This window comes from Pseudocitrobacter faecalis (genome assembly GCF_965231525.1).
GTDB lineage: Bacteria > Pseudomonadota > Gammaproteobacteria > Enterobacterales > Enterobacteriaceae > Pseudocitrobacter > Pseudocitrobacter faecalis.
In genome coordinates, this window is sequence record NZ_CBDDNJ010000002.1 from 4,178,264 (window position 1) to 4,195,362 (window position 17,099).

Genomic DNA, 17,099 nt, shown 5'->3' on the forward strand with positions numbered 1-17,099 from the left:
CGCAGCGCCACCGGGCAAAATCGGCAGAGCCTTCCTTAAGTATAAGGGTTTACGCACAATAAAGAGACAAGGCGCTCATTGAGCGCCTTGTTTGTTGTAAGGAAAAGTGACGTTAATCCGCGTCGTACCCCAGATTCGGCGCCAGCCAGCGTTCGACTTCCTCTACACTCATTCCTTTGCGGCGGGCGTAATCTTCCACCTGGTCACGCTGAATTTGCGCGACCGCGTAGTACTTGCTGTCCGGGTGGCTGAAATACCAGCCGGAAACCGAAGCACCCGGCCACATGGCGAACGATTCCGTCAGCTTCATGCCGGTGTGTTTTTCGACGTCCAGCAGTTTCCAGATGGTGCCCTTCTCCGTGTGTTCCGGGCAAGCAGGATAGCCGGGCGCCGGGCGAATGCCCTGGTAGTTTTCGCGGATCAGTTCTTCGTTGCTGAGGTTCTCGTTTGGCGCATAACCCCAGTAAACTTTACGCACGCGCTCATGAAGATATTCGGCAAAGGCTTCCGCCAGGCGATCCGCAATCGCTTTCACCATGATTTTATTGTAATCATCGTGCTGCGCTTCGAAAGCATCCGCCAGCGCATCTTCTTCCAGCCCACCGGTCACGGCGAATGCGCCGATATAGTCTTCTTTACCACTCAGTTTTGGTGCGACAAAGTCGGAAAGACAGTAGTTCGCAAAGCCCACTTTCTCGGTCTGCTGACGTAAATGACGGCTGACGGTGAGCACGTGCGTACGCGTTTCGTCACGGTAGATTTCGATATCGTCGCCCACACGGTTTGCCGGGAACAAGCCGACCACACCGCGCGGATTCAGCGTTTTTTCGGCGCTCAGTTTGTCGAGTAACTCATTAGCATCTTTAAACAGGCGCTGCGCCTCTTCGCCAACGACTTCGTCTTCAAGAATGCGCGGATATTTCCCGGCAAGCGACCAGGTCATAAAGAACGGTGTCCAGTCGATGTAGTTGCGCAGCGTTTCGATACTGGCTTCCACTTCCTGTACGCCGAGCCGATGAGCGACCGGCGGCGTATAGCTCGCCCAGTCAAATGCCAGATCGTTTTCACGCGCGGCCTGCAAGGTCACCGGCGGCGTACGCGGTTTCTTACGCCCGTGCTGGATACGCACGGTCTCGTACTCTTTACGCGTGCGGGCGACGAAGTCGTCACGTTGGGTGTCGGAAAGCAGCGCCGCAACCACGCCAACGGTGCGCGAGGCGTTCTGCACATACACCGTCGGGCCGCTGTAGTTCTGCTCGATTTTCACCGCCGTGTGCGCTTTTGAGGTCGTCGCACCGCCAATCAGCAGTGGAATGGTGAAGCCCTGACGCTCCATCTCTTTCGCCACGTTAACCATTTCGTCGAGCGACGGGGTGATTAAGCCGGAGAGGCCAATCAGGTCCGCATTCACTTCTTTGGCGGTTTTCAGAATTTTGTCGGCGGGCACCATCACGCCCAGGTCGATGATTTCGTAGTTGTTGCACTGCAACACCACGCCGACGATATTTTTGCCGATATCATGAACGTCACCTTTTACGGTCGCGATCACCATCTTACCGTTGCTGGAGCCTTTCTCTTTGCTGGCTTCAATGTATGGTTCGAGATACGCCACCGCTTGTTTCATGACGCGCGCCGATTTCACCACCTGCGGCAGGAACATTTTGCCCTCGCCAAAGAGATCGCCGACCACATTCATGCCGTCCATTAACGGGCCTTCAATCACTTCAATCGGGCGAGCGGCCTGCTGACGCGCTTCTTCTGTATCCAGCTCGATAAATTCCGTGATGCCTTTCACCAGCGAGTATTCAAGGCGTTTATTGACGTCCCACGAACGCCACTCGGCCTGCTGGGCATTGGCCGTGTCGTCGGTTTTGCTGCCGCGATATTTCTCGGCAAGATCCAGCAAACGCTCAGTGCCATCGTCGCGACGGTTGAGGATCACATCCTCCACCGCGTCGCGCAGTTCAGCCGGCAAGTCGTCGTAAATTGCCAGTTGGCCGGCGTTCACAATCCCCATATCCATGCCGTTGCGGATGGCGTAGTAGAGGAATACCGCGTGGATAGCTTCACGCACCGGGTCATTGCCACGGAACGAGAACGAGACGTTAGAGACACCGCCAGAAATCAATGCATGCGGCAGCTCGCGTTTAATATCTTCACAGGCGCCGATAAAGTCCTGCGCATAGTTATTGTGCTCTTCAATCCCGGTCGCCACCGCGAAGATGTTCGGGTCGAAGATGATATCTTCCGGCGGGAATCCGACCTCCTCGGTGAGAATTTTGTACGCCCGGCGGCAAATCTCGATTTTACGTGCGCGGGTGTCGGCCTGACCTTGTTCATCAAAGGCCATTACCACCACCGCCGCGCCGTAGCGACGCAGCAGTTTGGCGTGGTGAATGAAGGTGTCCACGCCCTCTTTCATCGAGATAGAGTTAACAATGCCTTTGCCCTGAATACATTTCAGGCCTTTTTCAATGACCTCCCATTTCGAGGAGTCGATCATAATCGGTACGCGAGCGATATCCGGCTCGCCGGCAATCAGGTTGAGGAAACGCACCATCGCCGCTTCGGCATCAAGCATCCCCTCATCCATGTTGATATCAATGATCTGTGCGCCGCTTTCCACCTGCTGACGCGCCACATCCAGCGCTTCGCTGTATTTTTCTTCTTTAATCAGGCGTTTGAACTTAGCGGAACCGGTGACGTTGGTGCGTTCACCGACGTTCACAAACAAGCTGTCGTCGCCAATATTTAGCGGCTCCAGGCCAGACAAGCGGCAGGCGACGGGCAGTTCAGGCAGCTTGCGCGGTGGCAGCCCGGCAACGGCGCGGCTCATCGCAGCAATGTGCTCTGGCGTGGTGCCGCAGCAACCGCCGACAATATTGAGGAAGCCCGCTTCCGCCCATTCGCGAATCTGTTTTGCCATCGTGTCGGCATCAAGATCGTATTCACCAAAGGCGTTCGGCAGCCCGGCGTTCGGGTGCGCGGTGACGTAGCATTCCGCAATACGCGACAGTTCCTGTACGTACTGGCGCAGTTCATCCGGCCCCAGCGCACAGTTCAGGCCAAAGGTCAGGGCTTCAGCATGACGCAGGGAGTTATAAAACGCTTCCGTCGTTTGCCCGGAGAGCGTACGCCCGGAAGCATCAGTGATGGTGCCGGAGATCATGATTGGCAGGTCAACGCCCAGGGCTTCAAACTCTTCTTTTACCGCAAAAATTGCGGCCTTGGCGTTGAGGGTGTCGAAGACAGTTTCAATCAGAATCAGGTCTGCGCCGCCTTCCACCAGCGCTTTCGTCGATTCCCGGTAGGCAACCACCAGCCCATCGAAAGTGATATTGCGGAATGCCGGGTCGTTGACGTCTGGAGAGATGGACGCCGTGCGGTTGGTGGGGCCAAGAACACCGGCCACGTAGCGCGGTTTTTCCGGCGTGCGTGCGCTCCACTCATCAGCGCAGGCGCGCGCCAGTTTGGCCGCTGCGAAGTTGATTTCTGCCGACAGGGATTCCATCTGGTAATCCGCCATGGCGATGGTCGTGGAGTTAAAGGTGTTGGTTTCAATGATATCCGCGCCCGCTGCGAAGTAGGCATCATGGATGGCGGAGATCACCTCCGGCTTGCTCAACACCAGCAGGTCATTGTTGCCTTTGAGGTCGCATGGCCAGTCGGCAAAACGTGCGCCGCGAAAATCCGCTTCGCTCAGGCGATAGCTCTGGATCATGGTGCCCATGCCCCCGTCCAGAACCAGAATTCGATCATTTAACTGCTGACGTAATTGTTCAACTTTGCTGCTCACACGCACTCCCGACCACGCTCAACCAAACCCAGATAAAAAAACGGCAATAGACCATACTGGCATAAACCCTGATGGTGGAAAAGAGAACAACGCGCTACATGAGACAAGTTCACCATGACTCATCGGATCAGTAACTCTGGCGATTGCATTATAATCAAATAAAACGAAAATGATTTCCACGATACAGAAACAGGAGTTCGCTATGGTTGCCACCGTTCCCGCAAAGCGCGGAAGAAAACCCGCCGCAGCCGCCGCTCCACCGAGTGGCCAGGTTCAGTCTTTAACGCGCGGGCTGAAATTACTGGAATGGATCGCCGAATCAAACGGTAGCGTCGCGCTGACCGAACTCGCCCAACAGGCCGGGCTGCCCAATTCCACCACTCACCGTTTGCTGACCACCATGCAACAGCAGGGTTTCGTCCGTCAGGTGGGCGAGCTGGGGCACTGGGCGGTGGGCGCGCATGCATTTATCGTCGGTAGCAGCTTTTTGCAGAGCCGTAATTTGCTGGCGATTGTCCACCCTATCCTGCGTAAACTGATGGAAGACTCCGGCGAGACGGTCAACCTGGCGGTGCTGGATCAAAGCGACCATCAGGCCATTATTATCGACCAGGTCCAGTGCACGCAGTTAATGCGCATGTCTGCACCCATTGGCGGCAAACTGCCAATGCACGCCTCCGGTGCGGGTAAAGCATTTTTATCGCAACTGAGCGAAGAGCAAGTTACCAGCTTATTGCACCGTAAAGGGCTGCACGCCTATACCCATGCGACGCTGGTGTCGCCAGTACATCTGAAAGAAGACCTCGCCCAAACGCGCAAGCGTGGGTATTCGTTTGATGATGAAGAGCACGCGCTGGGGCTGCGCTGCGTGGCGTCCTGCATTTATGACGAGCACCGCGAGCCGTTTGCGGCAATCTCCATATCCGGGCCGATATCACGCATTACCGACGACCGGGTAACCGAGTTTGGCGCAATGGTGATCAAGGCGGCGAAGGAAGTGACGCTGGCGTATGGTGGGATTCGATAACATACATACCCCATCGCTGATGGGGCATTGCAGATTGCTGATATAGTGCGCTTTGTTCTTGCCGGATGCGGCGTAAACGCATTATCCATCCTACAAAATAGTTATAATTCAATATATTGCAGAATCCTTGCAGGCCTGATAAGCAAAGCGCCATCAGGCTGATCGGGGCACAACGCCGGATGGCGGCGCAAGCGCCTTATCCAGCCTACGATCGGTGTCATAACGCACGCTAAATCGCTGGCGACGACGGTAGGCGTAGACATCTTCCACATGACCATTTTTGATACGCGTCTGTAGGCCGCGCCAGTAGTCGGCGCTGAACAGGTCGGCATGCATCTCTTCAAACAGCGGGCCGATGCGCGGGTCGGCGCAGAGCCAGTGGCGAAACTCTTCCGGAAAAACATCGCCGGGCGAGACGCTGTACCAGGGTTCGCTGGCGAACTCGTCTTCCGGGTAGCGCGGTGGCGGGATATCGCGGAAATTCACTTCAGTCATGTAGCAAATTTCATCATAATCGTAGAACACCACGCGGCCATGACGCGTGACGCCAAAGTTTTTAAACAGCATATCACCGGGGAAAATATTGGCGGCGGCGAGCTGGCGAATGGCGTTGCCGTACTCTTCAATTGCATCGCGCAATTGCTGTCCCTCGGATTGCTCGAGCCAGATATTGAGTGGCACCATACGCCGTTCGATATAGAGATGACTAATAATGATGTGATCACCCTGTTCGGTGATTTTCTCCGGCGCTTCTTGCTGCAAGAGCGCCATCAGCGCAGGCGAGATTTGCCGTTTCTCCAGCACAAAGTTTTCAAACTCCTGAGTGTCGGCCATCCGCCCGACGCGATCGTGTTCTTTTACCAGTTGGTAGCATGCGCGAACGTGGGCGGCGTTCATCTCTTTTTGCGGGGCAAATTTGTCTTTGATGACCTTAAAGACGCGATCGTAACCTGGCAACGTAAACACCAGCATGACCATGCCACGAATGCCCGGCGCCTCAATAAATTGCTCATCGGTGCTGGCGATATAGTGCAGATATTCACGGTAACTTTCGGTTTTTGCATGCTTCTGGCAGCCAATCGCCATATACAGTTCCGCCGTGGATTTGCCGGGCAGAATCTCACGCAACCACTCCACCATCGCCGCGGGCAGTGGCGCATAAACCATAAAATAGGAGCGAGCGAAGCCGAAGACAATGCTCGCTTCCGTCGCGGTTGTCAGGCAGGTGTCGACAAACAGCTCCCCTTCATCCGTGCGATGAATAGGCACTAAAAAGGGCAACGTGGCAGAGGGGGTCACCAGCTTGCCAACCAGCCACGCCGCTTTATTGCGATAAAACAGTTCGTTCGCTACCTGCAGATGCGATTGTTGAAGCATCGCCTGGCCAACGGTTTCGCTTAGATGCGCAATGATGTAATTGATATCACGCTGTTTATTCTGCCACGGCAAGCGTAATGGCAGATCCGTAAGCAGGCGATTGAGCAACATCCCCCAGCCGTGTTCGGGAAAGAAATCCTTCGCCAGTGGACGTGGAATGGTACGGAAACGGCGTTCTGGCTGAGAGCTGAAAATAAAAAGCCGCTCCGGTGTGAGCGAGCGGTGATCGAATAACCGGCAATAGACCGAGTTAAAAAAACTCTCCGCGATTTCAAAGCGAGGGTAATCGGGGAGAAGCGCGGTGTAGTGCTCCTTCACACGCAATAAAAAATCGGCATCCGCGCCTTTACCATCGGTGATGCAGCGCAACTGCTCAACCACCAGGCCAACGTGATGATCATAAAGATGAATACGGCTTTTCATCGCCTTCTGCACAGCGTGCCAGTCGGCCTGTTCGAAACGCTGCTGCGCGCCGGAGGTCACTTCCAGGAAACGCCCGTATTGGGCGTCAAAGCCTTGCAAAATAGTTTGGGCAATCAGTAATTCCAGGCCACGCGGCATAATCGACCTCGTTCGGTGCGCGGTAATGCCGGATGCCACTGACGCTTGTCCGGCCTACAGAACGGTGTGCACCCGGTTAGCAAGACGCCACCGGGCATCTGGATCAGAACTGAGATTCTTCCGTTGAACCGGTCAACGCGGTTACCGAGGAAGTGCCGCCCTGAATAATGGTCGTCACTTTATCGAAGTAGCCCGTCCCCACTTCCTGCTGATGAGAAACGAAGGTGTAGCCCTGTTTGCCCGCTTCAAACTCAGGCTGTTGCACTTTCTCAACATAATGCTTCATACCTTCACCCTGCGCGTATGAGCGCGCCAGGTCGAACATGTTGAACCACATGCTGTGAATGCCCGCCAGGGTAATAAACTGGTACTTGTAGCCCATATCCGACAGCTGCTGCTGGAAGCTGGCGATGGTTTGATCGTCCAGATTTTTCTGCCAGTTGAATGACGGCGAGCAGTTGTAGGCCAGCAGTTTGCCAGGATACTTAGTGTGAATCGCCTCAGCAAAACGGCGCGCGAGGTCGAGATCTGGCGTGGAGGTTTCGCACCACACCAGGTCAGCATAGGGTGCATATGCCAGGCCACGGCTAATCGCCTGTTCAATCCCAGCACGCGTGCGGAAGAAGCCCTCGCAGGTGCGTTCGCCAGTAATAAATTCGCTGTCGTAAGCATCGCAATCAGAGGTGATCAGATCTGCCGCATCGGCATCCGTACGCGCAATCACCAGCGTAGGTACGCCCATGACATCGGCGGCCAGACGCGCCGCAACCAGTTTCTGGATGGCTTCCTGTGTCGGAACCAGCACTTTCCCGCCCATATGACCGCACTTCTTCACCGACGCGAGCTGATCTTCGAAGTGAACTGCCGCTGCACCGGCTTCAATCATCGATTTCATCAGTTCATACGCATTAAGCACACCGCCAAAACCGGCCTCCGCATCAGCAACGATCGGCAGGAAATAGTCGGTATAACGTGGATCGTTCGGTTCGATACCGGACGACCACTGGATCTGATCCGCGCGGCGGAAGGTGTTGTTGATCCGATCGACTACCGCAGGAACCGAGTTGGCTGGATAAAGGGATTGATCCGGATACATGCTTGACGCCAGGTTCGCGTCAGCCGCGACCTGCCAGCCGGAAAGATAGATAGCTTCAATACCCGCTTTCGCCTGCTGCAACGCCTGACCGCCGGTCAACGCACCGAGGCTGTTGACGTAACCTTTCTTTGATTCGCCATGCAGCAGCCGCCACATCTTCGCCGCGCCCAGTTGCGCCAGCGTACACTCCGGGTTAACCGAGCCGCGTAATTTCACCACTTCCTCGGCGCTGTAGGGGCGGCGAATGCCTTCCCAGCGCGGTTGAGTCCACTCTTTCTGTAATTCTTCAATTTGTTGTGTACGGGTTTTCATGTGCAGATGCTCCATATTGTTATGTGGTGGATTTACGCTAACAGGCGGTAGCCTGGCAGAGTCAGGAAGTCGATAAGGTCGTCAGAGGTGGTGATCTGCTCCATCAGGCGCGCGGCATCGTCGAAGCGTCCGCTGCTGAAGCGGTGCTCACCCAGTTCTTCCTGAATCACCAACAACTCTTCGGCCAGCATCTGGCGGAACAGGGCTTTGGTGACGGCTTTGCCGTTGCTCAGGGTTTTCTCATGGTGGATCCATTGCCAGATGGAGGTACGGGAGATCTCCGCTGTCGCCGCATCTTCCATCAAGCCGTAAATAGGGACGCAGCCGTTGCCAGAGATCCACGCTTCAATGTACTGCACCGCGACGCGAATGTTGGCGCGCATCCCCTCTTCGGTACGTTCACCGTCACAAGGGGCCAGCAGCTGTTCGGTGGTGATCGGGGCATCGTCATTACGGGTCACAAATAACTGGTTTTTATGCTCACCAAGCACATCGTTGAATACCGCCATCGCGGTGTCCGCCAGGCCCGGATGCGCCACCCATGTGCCGTCATGGCCGTTGTTGGCTTCCAGGGATTTATCCGCTTTGACTTTGTTGAGCACCTGGGTATTCCGCTCAGCATCTTTGCTCGGGATAAACGCCGCCATACCGCCCATCGCGAACGCGCCGCGTTTGTGGCAGGTTTTGATCAGCAGGCGCGAATAAGCGCTAAGGAACGGTTTGTCCATCGTCACGACCTGGCGATCGGGCAATACGCGGTCCGGGTGATTCTTCAGGGTTTTGATGTAGCTAAAGATGTAATCCCAGCGGCCACAGTTGAGGCCGACAATGTGATCGCGCAGTGCGTGCAGAATTTCATCCATCTGGAAGACAGCGGGCAGCGTTTCAATCAGCAGTGTGGCTTTGATGGTGCCGCGCGGCAGGTCGAAGCGATCTTCGGTATAACTGAAGACGTCACTCCACCAGGCCGCTTCCTGCCACGCCTGGGTTTTGGGCAGGTAGAAATAGGGGCCGCTGCCTTTCGCCAGCAACGCTTTGTAGTTGTGGAAAAAGTAGAGTGCGAAATCAAACAAACTGCCCGGAATAGCTTCACCGCGCCAGGTAACGTGTTTTTCTGGTAAATGCAGGCCACGCACGCGACAAATCAGCAGCGCGGGATTGGGTTTCAGCTGGTAGATTTTCCCGGCTTCATTGGTGTAGCTGATGGTGCCGTTCACGGCATCACGCAGGTTGATTTGCCCATCAATCACTTTGTTCCAGTCCGGTGCCAGCGAATCTTCGAAATCCGCCATAAAGACTTTTACGTTGGCGTTCAGGGCATTAATCACCATTTTACGTTCAACGGGGCCGGTGATCTCTACGCGGCGATCCTGTAAGTCTTCGGGGATACCGCGGATTTTCCAGTCACCGTTACGAATGGAAGCAGTTTCCGAAATAAAATCAGGCAACTTACCGTCATCGATATCCTGCTGTTGCTGAATACGCGCAGCCAACAATTTATTGCGCTTCGGCGTAAAGCGCGCGACCAGTTCACTGAGAAATTCGACGGCGTCTGCCGTTAAGATCTGCTGCTCCTGCCCGGTAAAAGGTTCGGTAAACGCCAGTTCATCCGCCGTTGTTGCCTGTTGTGTCATTGTGCTGATCCTCATTATGTATTGCGATCGATCCCCCTGGGGTGAGCGGACGATCGCTGCATAGTTTTCATTCAACACTTTTAAGACTATCCAGGATTTAATAAAAATCAAAAACGATTTCCATTTTTAAATTAAATAACACATAACCTTATGATTACAATGAAATTAAAATTTTTTAAATGATTGAGGTGCTTTTCGGAAATAAAAAAGGCACCCGAAGGTGCCTGAGGAAGAGTGCTGAAACGCTTTAGGATCGAGAGAGGTAGACGATCAGTCCAGTGTGGGATTCATATTCCGCAGATCGTATGGCGTGATTTGGTAGACGTAATAGTTGAGCCAGTTGGCAAACAGCAAATTACCGTGGCTTCGCCAGGTAGCACGCGGAGTGTTCTGCGGGTCGTTCTTCGGGAAGTAATTGTGCGGCACTACCGGGTTGAGACCGGCCTCCACGTCGCGGAAAAATTCACCTGCCAGCGTATTCGCATCGTACTCAGGGTGACCCGTCACAAATGCGATACGCTTGTCTTTGCTGGCAAACAGATAAGCATCTCCACCGTCTGTTTCCGCCAGAATATCGAGGTCGGTATAGTCACGAATCAGCGCCGCCGGGAAATCGGCGTAGCGTGAGTGGGGAGCCAGGAAACTGTCATCAAACCCGCGCGTGAGCAACGCATGCGGCTGGAGAATGTGGTGCTCATAGACGCCAGAGAGTTTGTCGCTGCGGGTCTGTTTTGGAATGCCATAAAGAATGTTCAGCGCGGCCTGGACGGCCCAACAGACAAACAGCGTGGAAGTGACATGATCTTTCGCCCACTCTAATACCTGTTTTATCTGCGGCCAGTAGGCAACGTCGTTAAACTCAACTAACCCCAGCGGCGCACCGGTGACAATCAGGCCATCGAAGTTCTGGTCGCGAATATCGTCGAAATTGCAGTAGAAGGTATTCAGGTGCTCGGCAGGGGTATTGCGTGATTCCCGCGCGTCGATGCGTAACAGTTGGATATCCACCTGCAACGGCGAGTTAGAGAGAAGACGGAGGAACTGGTTTTCCGTTTCGATTTTCTTCGGCATCAGGTTGAGAATCAAGACCTTAAGTGGACGGATTTCCTGACCTGTTGCACGTGATGCGGTCATGACAAACACATTTTCATCACGCAAGAAATTGACGGCTGGTAGCTCGTCCTGTACCCGAATCGGCATAACCTTATTACCTCACAACATACGTATAAACGTTTAGACATCCAGATAGCTGACAATAACCAGGAATAGGGGAAATGTCGAGTCTGCATGTGAAAGGTGAGAAAGTTTCACCGACAACATTACCGTAGAATATAAGAATAAATAAAAGGAGCATTTATGGTTATTAGTATTCGTCGTTCCCGCCATGATGAGGGAGAGAAGCTGGTTGCTGTCTGGTGCCGTTCTGTCGATGCCACACACCACTTTTTATCTGCTGAGTATCGGGCTGAGCTAGAGAGGCTGGTACGCTCATTTTTACCGGAAGCACCGCTTTGGGTTGCAGCAAATGTGCGGGATGAGCCGGTCGGTTTTATGTTGTTGAGCGGGCAGCATATGGATGCATTGTTTGTGGATCCTGATGCGCGTGGTATGGGGGTTGGCCGTTTGTTGGTGGAACATGCGCTTTCCCAGGCCCCGAAGTTAACAACTAATGTGAATGAGCAGAACGTGCAGGCGGTTGGATTTTATAAGAAGATGGGGTTTAGGGTGACAGGACGCAGCGAGGTGGACGATCTTGGGAAGCCGTATCCGTTGTTGAACCTGGCGTATGTGTAGGCCGGATAAGGCAAAGCCGCATCCGGCGTTTTTTTCGCACCAGCGCAAAAAGGCCATCCTTTCGGATGGCCTTCTGCTTAATTTGATGCCTGGCAGTTCCCTACTCTCGCATGGGGAGACCCCACACTACCATCGGCGCTACGGCGTTTCACTTCTGAGTTCGGCATGGGGTCAGGTGGGACCACCGCGCTAGTGCCGCCAGGCAAATTCTGTTGTATTAACCCGCTTATTGCCGGTTAATGTAATCTGTGTCAAGCTTACTTCTCGATGTCTCTTCGCCAAAACATCTTCGGCGTTGTAAGGTTAAGCCTCACGGTTCATTAGTACTGGTTAGCTCAATGCATCGCTGCACTTACACACCCAGCCTATCAACGTCGTCGTCTTCAACGTTCCTTCAGGAGACTTAAAGTCTCAGGGAGAACTCATCTCGGGGCAAGTTTCGTGCTTAGATGCTTTCAGCACTTATCTCTTCCGCATGTAGCTACCGGGCAATGCCATTGGCATGACAACCCGAACACCAGTGATGCGTCCACTCCGGTCCTCTCGTACTAGGAGCAGCCCCCTCAATTCTCCAGCGCCCACGGCAGAATAGGGACCGAACTGTCTCACGACGTTCTAAACCCAGCTCGCGTACCACTTTAAATGGCGAACAGCCATACCCTTGGGACCTACTTCAGCCCCAGGATGTGATGAGCCGACATCGAGGTGCCAAACACCGCCGTCGATATGAACTCTTGGGCGGTATCAGCCTGTTATCCCCGGAGTACCTTTTATCCGTTGAGCGATGGCCCTTCCATTCAGAACCACCGGATCACTATGACCTGCTTTCGCACCTGCTCGCGCCGTCACGCTCGCAGTCAAGCTAGCTTATGCCATTGCACTAACCTCCTGATGTCCGACCAGGATTAGCTAACCTTCGTGCTCCTCCGTTACTCTTTGGGAGGAGACCGCCCCAGTCAAACTACCCACCAGACACTGTCCGCAACCCGGATCACGGGTCTACGTTAGAACATCAAACATTAAAGGGTGGTATTTCAAGGTTGGCTCCATGCAGACTGGCGTCCACACTTCAAAGCCTCCCACCTATCCTACACATCAAGGCTCAATGTTCAGTGTCAAGCTATAGTAAAGGTTCACGGGGTCTTTCCGTCTTGCCGCGGGTACACTGCATCTTCACAGCGAGTTCAATTTCACTGAGTCTCGGGTGGAGACAGCCTGGCCATCATTACGCCATTCGTGCAGGTCGGAACTTACCCGACAAGGAATTTCGCTACCTTAGGACCGTTATAGTTACGGCCGCCGTTTACCGGGGCTTCGATCAAGAGCTTCGCCTTGCGGCTAACCCCATCAATTAACCTTCCGGCACCGGGCAGGCGTCACACCGTATACGTCCACTTTCGTGTTTGCACAGTGCTGTGTTTTTAATAAACAGTTGCAGCCAGCTGGTATCTTCGACTGATTTCAGCTCCACGGGTAAACCGCTTCACCTACATATCAGCGTGCCTTCTCCCGAAGTTACGGCACCATTTTGCCTAGTTCCTTCACCCGAGTTCTCTCAAGCGCCTTGGTATTCTCTACCTGACCACCTGTGTCGGTTTGGGGTACGATTCGATGTTACCTATAGCTTAGAGGCTTTTCCTGGAAGCAGGGCATTTGTCACTTCAGCACCGTAGTGCCTCGTCATCACGTCTCAGTCTTAAAGCAAACCGGATTTACCTGGTCTGCAAACCTACACGCTTAAACCGGGACAACCGTCGCCCGGCCAACATAGCCTTCTCCGTCCCCCCTTCGCAGTAACACCAAGTACAGGAATATTAACCTGTTTCCCATCGACTACGCCTTTCGGCCTCGCCTTAGGGGTCGACTCACCCTGCCCCGATTAACGTTGGACAGGAACCCTTGGTCTTCCGGCGTGCGGGTTTTTCACCCGCATTATCGTTACTTATGTCAGCATTCGCACTTCTGATACCTCCAGCATGCCTCACGACACACCTTCAACGGCTTACAGAACGCTCCCCTACCCAACAACACTTAGTGTCGCTGCCGCAGCTTCGGTGCACAGTTTAGCCCCGTTACATCTTCCGCGCAGGCCGACTCGACCAGTGAGCTATTACGCTTTCTTTAAATGATGGCTGCTTCTAAGCCAACATCCTGGCTGTCTGAGCCTTCCCACATCGTTTCCCACTTAACTGTGACTTTGGGACCTTAGCTGGCGGTCTGGGTTGTTTCCCTCTTCACGACGGACGTTAGCACCCGCCGTGTGTCTCCCGTGATAACATTCTTCGGTATTCGCAGTTTGCATCGGGTTGGTAAGTCGGGATGACCCCCTAGCCGAAACAGTGCTCTACCCCCGAAGATGAGTTCACGAGGCGCTACCTAAATAGCTTTCGGGGAGAACCAGCTATCTCCCGGTTTGATTGGCCTTTCACCCCCAGCCACAAGTCATCCGCTAATTTTTCAACATTAGTCGGTTCGGTCCTCCAGTTAGTGTTACCCAACCTTCAACCTGCCCATGGCTAGATCACCGGGTTTCGGGTCTATACCCTGCAACTTAACGCCCAGTTAAGACTCGGTTTCCCTTCGGCTCCCCTATTCGGTTAACCTTGCTACAGAATATAAGTCGCTGACCCATTATACAAAAGGTACGCAGTCACCTAACAAGTAGGCTCCCACTGCTTGTACGTACACGGTTTCAGGTTCTTTTTCACTCCCTCGCCGGGGTTCTTTTCGCCTTTCCCTCACGGTACTGGTTCACTATCGGTCAGTCAGGAGTATTTAGCCTTGGAGGATGGTCCCCCCATATTCAGACAGGATACCACGTGTCCCGCCCTACTCTTCGAGTTCACAGCATATGCATTTTGGTGTACGGGACTATCACCCTGTACCGTCGGACTTTCCAGACCGTTCCACTAACACACATGCTGATTCAGACTCTGGGCTGCTCCCCGTTCGCTCGCCGCTACTGGGGGAATCTCGGTTGATTTCTTTTCCTCGGGGTACTTAGATGTTTCAGTTCCCCCGGTTCGCTTCATTACGCTATGTATTCACGTAATGATAGTGTGACGAATCACACTGGGTTTCCCCATTCGGAAATCGCCGGTTATAACGGTTCATATCACCTTACCGACGCTTATCGCAGATTAGCACGTCCTTCATCGCCTCTGACTGCCAGGGCATCCACCGTGTACGCTTAGTCGCTTAACCTCACAACCCGAAGATGTTTCACTTCGCGTTGCGAAAATTTGAGAGACTCACGAATAATCTTTCGACTATTCAGTGTTTCAATTTTCAGCTTGATCCAGATTTTTAAAGAGCAAAACTTCGCAGTGAACCTTTTCAGGTACACTCTGAAGTTTTCTTGGTTTTTGCAGTAAAGATGGTGGAGCTATGCGGGATCGAACCGCAGACCTCCTGCGTGCAAAGCAGGCGCTCTCCCAGCTGAGCTATAGCCCCATCGTAGGTCAATCTCTGTAACCGTAATTCGTTTTGAGACAAGGCGTGGGATGGCGAAGCATACTGAAGTATGCGAGTCATTCCGCAACGCAGTATCAGAACGAATTTGGTAGGCCTGAGTGGACTTGAACCACCGACCTCACCCTTATCAGGGGTGCGCTCTAACCACCTGAGCTACAAGCCTGCAGAGATTTTTTACTGCTAATTTTCATCAGACAATCTGTGTGAGCACTTCAAGGAACGGTTCTTTAAGGTAAGGAGGTGATCCAACCGCAGGTTCCCCTACGGTTACCTTGTTACGACTTCACCCCAGTCATGAATCACAAAGTGGTAAGCGCCCTCCCGAAGGTTAAGCTACCTACTTCTTTTGCAACCCACTCCCATGGTGTGACGGGCGGTGTGTACAAGGCCCGGGAACGTATTCACCGTAGCATTCTGATCTACGATTACTAGCGATTCCGACTTCATGGAGTCGAGTTGCAGACTCAATCCGGACTACGACATACTTTATGAGGTCCGCTTGCTCTCGCGAGGTCGCTTCTCTTTGTATATGCCATTGTAGCACGTGTGTAGCCCTGGTCGTAAGGGCCATGATGACTTGACGTCATCCCCACCTTCCTCCAGTTTATCACTGGCAGTCTCCTTTGAGTTCCCGGCCTAACCGCTGGCAACAAAGGATAAGGGTTGCGCTCGTTGCGGGACTTAACCCAACATTTCACAACACGAGCTGACGACAGCCATGCAGCACCTGTCTCACAGTTCCCGAAGGCACCAAAGCATCTCTGCTAAGTTCTGTGGATGTCAAGACCAGGTAAGGTTCTTCGCGTTGCATCGAATTAAACCACATGCTCCACCGCTTGTGCGGGCCCCCGTCAATTCATTTGAGTTTTAACCTTGCGGCCGTACTCCCCAGGCGGTCGACTTAACGCGTTAGCTCCGGAAGCCACGCCTCAAGGGCACAACCTCCAAGTCGACATCGTTTACAGCGTGGACTACCAGGGTATCTAATCCTGTTTGCTCCCCACGCTTTCGCACCTGAGCGTCAGTCTTCGTCCAGGGGGCCGCCTTCGCCACCGGTATTCCTCCAGATCTCTACGCATTTCACCGCTACACCTGGAATTCTACCCCCCTCTACGAGACTCAAGCTTGCCAGTTTCAAATGCAGTTCCCAGGTTGAGCCCGGGGATTTCACATCTGACTTAACAAACCGCCTGCGTGCGCTTTACGCCCAGTAATTCCGATTAACGCTTGCACCCTCCGTATTACCGCGGCTGCTGGCACGGAGTTAGCCGGTGCTTCTTCTGCGAGTAACGTCAATTGCTGTGGTTATTAACCACAACACCTTCCTCCTCGCTGAAAGTACTTTACAACCCGAAGGCCTTCTTCATACACGCGGCATGGCTGCATCAGGCTTGCGCCCATTGTGCAATATTCCCCACTGCTGCCTCCCGTAGGAGTCTGGACCGTGTCTCAGTTCCAGTGTGGCTGGTCATCCTCTCAGACCAGCTAGGGATCGTCGCCTAGGTGAGCCATTACCCCACCTACTAGCTAATCCCATCTGGGCACATCCGATGGCAAGAGGCCCGAAGGTCCCCCTCTTTGGTCTTGCGACGTTATGCGGTATTAGCTACCGTTTCCAGTAGTTATCCCCTCCATCAGGCAGTTTCCCAGACATTACTCACCCGTCCGCCACTCGTCAGCAAAGCAGCAAGCTGCTTCCTGTTACCGTTCGACTTGCATGTGTTAGGCCTGCCGCCAGCGTTCAATCTGAGCCATGATCAAACTCTTCAATTTAAGTTTGATGCTCGTGAATTAAACTTCGTAATGAATTACGTGTTCACTCAGAGACTTGGTATTCATTTATCGTCTTGCGACGTTAAGAATCCGTATCATTGAGTGCCCACACAGATTGTCTGATAAATTGTTAAAGAGCAGTTGCGACGCGCTTTAGCGAACTGTCGCGAGGTGGCGTATATTACGCTTTCCTCTTTCAGAGTCAACCCTGATTTTCAGGATTTTTCTCTTCAACCGAAGCGGCTGTTGCCGTGT

7 protein-coding genes, 2 tRNA genes and 3 rRNA genes are annotated in these 17,099 nt (G+C 53.5%); 2 read left to right on the top strand and 10 right to left on the bottom strand.

What is annotated here, in order from left to right:
* Positions 1 to 112: 112 nt before the first annotated feature.
* A complete protein-coding gene (gene metH, locus ACOXYR_RS20250) occupies positions 113 to 3,796 on the bottom strand; it encodes a methionine synthase (RefSeq protein WP_108475978.1) in 3,684 nt (1,227 codons plus the stop codon).
* A 202-nt stretch (positions 3,797 to 3,998) separates the two neighbouring features.
* On the opposite strand from metH, the gene iclR reads away from it, so the two are divergent.
* Positions 3,999 to 4,823: a glyoxylate bypass operon transcriptional repressor IclR gene (gene iclR / locus ACOXYR_RS20255; RefSeq protein ID WP_147251897.1), complete on the top strand. Its 825-nt coding sequence runs from the start codon at positions 3,999 to 4,001 to the stop codon at positions 4,821 to 4,823.
* 153 nt (positions 4,824 to 4,976) lie between these two features.
* Here the strand turns inward: iclR and aceK are convergent, their stop codons facing one another.
* From aceK to metA, 4 genes are all read right to left on the bottom strand, one after another.
* Positions 4,977 to 6,761: a bifunctional isocitrate dehydrogenase kinase/phosphatase gene (gene aceK / locus ACOXYR_RS20260; RefSeq protein ID WP_421356706.1), complete on the bottom strand. Its 1,785-nt coding sequence runs from the start codon at positions 6,759 to 6,761 to the stop codon at positions 4,977 to 4,979.
* Between the two features lie 103 nt (positions 6,762 to 6,864).
* A complete protein-coding gene (gene aceA / locus ACOXYR_RS20265) occupies positions 6,865 to 8,169 on the bottom strand; it encodes an isocitrate lyase (RefSeq protein ID WP_421356707.1) in 1,305 nt (434 codons plus the stop codon).
* A gap of 32 nt (positions 8,170 to 8,201) precedes the next feature.
* On the bottom strand, positions 8,202 to 9,803 hold the full coding sequence (gene aceB, locus ACOXYR_RS20270) for a malate synthase A (protein ID WP_421356708.1): 1,602 nt from the start codon (positions 9,801 to 9,803) through the stop codon (positions 8,202 to 8,204).
* Between the two features lie 270 nt (positions 9,804 to 10,073).
* Entirely contained in the window at positions 10,074 to 11,003 is a 930-nt protein-coding gene (metA, locus tag ACOXYR_RS20275) for a homoserine O-acetyltransferase MetA (RefSeq protein WP_108475973.1), read from the bottom strand.
* 156 nt (positions 11,004 to 11,159) lie between these two features.
* Here metA and ACOXYR_RS20280 point away from each other — a divergent pair, with 156 nt between their 5' ends.
* On the top strand, positions 11,160 to 11,597 hold the full coding sequence (locus ACOXYR_RS20280) for an acetyltransferase (protein ID WP_421356709.1): 438 nt from the start codon (positions 11,160 to 11,162) through the stop codon (positions 11,595 to 11,597).
* Positions 11,598 to 11,684: 87 nt separating this feature from the next.
* Here the strand turns inward: ACOXYR_RS20280 and rrf are convergent.
* The 5 genes from rrf to ACOXYR_RS20305 form a co-directional block, all read right to left on the bottom strand.
* Positions 11,685 to 11,800: ribosomal RNA gene (gene rrf / locus ACOXYR_RS20285) — 5S ribosomal RNA — on the bottom strand.
* A 96-nt stretch (positions 11,801 to 11,896) separates the two neighbouring features.
* Positions 11,897 to 14,801 (bottom strand): 23S ribosomal RNA (locus ACOXYR_RS20290).
* Positions 14,802 to 14,974: 173 nt separating this feature from the next.
* Positions 14,975 to 15,050: transfer RNA gene (locus ACOXYR_RS20295), tRNA-Ala, on the bottom strand.
* A gap of 107 nt (positions 15,051 to 15,157) precedes the next feature.
* A tRNA-Ile gene (locus tag ACOXYR_RS20300) sits at positions 15,158 to 15,234 on the bottom strand.
* 70 nt (positions 15,235 to 15,304) lie between these two features.
* Positions 15,305 to 16,844 (bottom strand): 16S ribosomal RNA (locus ACOXYR_RS20305).
* Together the 16S, 23S and 5S rRNA genes with 2 tRNA genes alongside form the textbook arrangement of a ribosomal RNA operon.
* Between the last annotated feature and the right edge of the window lie 255 nt (positions 16,845 to 17,099).